Annotated in this window: 1 protein-coding gene; it reads left to right on the top strand. The window is 66.7% G+C overall.

Annotated features, from left to right (window positions below; all coding sequences use genetic code 11):
• Positions 1-2840: condensation domain-containing protein (locus tag I6F16_RS37325; RefSeq protein WP_225174751.1), on the top strand; the 2840-nt coding region annotated here is incomplete at both ends.

Genomic DNA, 2840 nt, shown 5'->3' with positions numbered 1-2840 from the left:
CCTTTGTGGACGGCGACCGGCTGTACCGCACCGGCGATCTGGCGCGCTATCTGCCGGACGGCAATCTGGAGTTTTTGGGCCGCAACGACGACCAGGTGAAGATCCGCGGCTTCCGGATCGAGCCGGGCGAGATCGCGGCGCGGCTTTGCGAGCACCCGCTCGTGGGAGAGGCGGTGGTGGTGGCGCACGAGGGCCCCGGCGGCGAGCAGCGTCTTGTCGCCTATGTGGTGTGCGCGCCGGAAGCAGCTTCGAACGGGCTGGAGGGAAGCGAGCTTGCCGGCGCCTTGCGCGCACACATAAGTGCGCACCTGCCGGACTACATGGTGCCATCGGCGTTCGTGCGGCTGGCGGCGCTGCCGCTGACGCTGAATGGCAAGCTGGACCGCAAGGCGCTGGCTGCGCCGGACGATGAGGCGTATGCGCATCGCGCCTATGAGCCGCCGCAAGGCGAGATCGAGATCACGCTGGCACAGATCTGGGCCGAGCTTCTGGGTGTTGAGCGGGTCGGACGCCACGATCACTTCTTTGCGCTCGGCGGGCACTCGCTATTGGCGGTGCAGCTGTTGAGCCGGGTCTCGCAGGCCATTGGCTTCACACTGCCGCTGACCACGCTGTTTGCCAAACCGGTGCTGGCCGATCTGGCCGCGAGTATCATGGATGAGTTGAGCCGCTCCGGCGCGCAAGACCTGCCAGCCATTGCGCCGGTGTCGCGTGAAGCGCCGCTTGTGCTGTCGTTTGCGCAGCAGCGGCTGTGGTTTTTGGCGCAGCTGGATCAGAGCAGCACGAACTATCACATTCCACTCGGGTGGCGGCTCAAGGGTGGGCTCGACCGCAGCGCCTGGCAGCGTAGCCTGGACCGTGTGTTGGCGCGCCATGAGGCGCTGCGCAGCGTGTTTGTCGCGCCGGAGGGCAAGCCCGGGGTGGAGCTGCTGCCGGGGGATGCGGGGCTGCCGGTTGTGGAGCACGATCTGCGGGACAGGCCGGATGCGGACGAGGCGCTATTGGGTCTGTGCAGGGAAGAGGCGCGCACGCCGTTCGATCTGGCGCGTGGCCCGCTGATCCGCGGCCGGCTGATCCGGATCTCGGATGAGGAGCACGTCTTGCTGCTGACGCAGCATCACATTGTCTCGGATGGTTGGTCGCTGGGCGTGCTGGCGCGTGAACTTAGTCAGCTGTACCGGGCGTTCGTGGCCGGAGAAGGCGATCCGCTGCCGCCGCTTGCAATCCAGTATCCGGACTATGCCGCCTGGCAACGGCAGTGGCTGTCGGGCGAGCGGCTGCAGAGCCGGGCGCAGTATTGGCGCAGCAATCTGTCCGGCGCGCCGGCCCGTCTGGCGCTGCCGACGGACCGGCCGCGGCCGGCGCAGCAGTCGTTTGCGGGGGCGATGGTCCCCATCGTCATTGATGCGGAGCTGACGCGGGAGCTGAAGCGGCTGGGCCTGCAGCAAGGCACGACGTTGTTCATGACGGTGCTGGCGGGGTGGGCGGCGGTGCTGTCGCGTCTGTCGGGACAGGACGATCTTGTGATTGGCGTGCCGAGCGCCAATCGCGGGCACCGCGAGATCGAAGAGCTGATCGGCTTCTTCGTCAACACGCTGCCGCTCCGGCTGGACCTGTCGGGCGAGCCGAGCGTGTCGGAGCTGTTGGAGCGGACGCGGCGCACGGTGCTGGCTGCGCAGGAGTATCAGGACCTGCCGTTTGAGCAGGTGGTGGAGATCGTGCAGCCGCCCCGGGCTCTTGATCACACGCCGTTGTTCCAGGTGATGCTGGCCTGGCAGAACAACGCCGCTGGGACGTTCGACCTTCCTGGGCTGATGGTGGAGGCGGCGGCAGACGGCTTCGATCAGGTCAAGTTCGATCTGGAGCTGAGCCTTGGCGAGCAGGGTGAGGTGATCGCTGGGACGCTGGGTTATGCCACGGCGCTGTTCGATCGCGCGACCATCGAGCGGCAGCGGGATTATCTGCTGGCGCTGCTGCGGGCGATGGTTGCCGATGCGCAGCAAGCGGTCGGGCGGATTGAGCTGCTGCCAGCCGACGAGCGCGCGTATCTGCTGGAGGAGCTGAACCGGACGGCGGTGACGTATCCTGAGCAGCAGTGCATCCATGAGCTGTTTGAGGCACAGGTTCGCCGTGCGCCGGACGCCGTGGCGGTGGTCCATGAGGAGGAGCGGCTAAGCTATCGCGAGCTGAATGCGCGGGCCAACCGCCTGGCGCATCATCTGATCGGGCTCGGGGTCAGGCCGGACCAGCCGGTGGCGATCTGCGTTGCGCGCAGCGTGGCGATGGTGGTCGGGCTTTTGGCGATCCTCAAGGCGGGGGGCGCCTACCTGCCGCTGGATCCGGCCTATCCGCCGGCGCGGCTGCGGCAGGTTCTCGACGATGCGGCGCCGCGAGTGCTGCTGGCCGATGCAGCGGGGCGATCGGCGCTGGGCGCCGATGCGCTGGCCGATGTGAGCGTGGTGGATCTGGAGACGGCCATGCCGGCGTTGGCAAACCTGCCGGCGTCGGATCCGGACCCGCGTGCGCTTGGCCTCACCTCGCGCCATCTCGCCTATGTGATCTACACCTCCGGATCCACAGGCACCCCCAAGGGGGTCATGGTCGAGCATCGCGGCTTGGTCAACCTCAGCTTGGCTCAGATCGGGCTTTTTGGCGTTTGTTGTAACAGCCGCGTGGTGCAGTTCGCCTCCTTCGGTTTTGATGCAAGCGCCTCGGAGCTTGTTATGGCGTTTGGTTCGGGAGCGGCATTGCATTTGCCTGCGGATGAGCTCCGTCAAGCGAGTAACAAGCTATCGGATTATCTGCGAAGCGAAGCCATCACGCACGCGACGCTGCCTCCA

Source organism: Bradyrhizobium sp. IC4060 (assembly GCF_020193715.1).
Lineage (GTDB): Bacteria > Pseudomonadota > Alphaproteobacteria > Rhizobiales > Xanthobacteraceae > Bradyrhizobium > Bradyrhizobium yuanmingense.
Note: the sequence above shows the minus strand (reverse complement) of the source record. Positions and strands in the feature narration are given on the sequence as shown.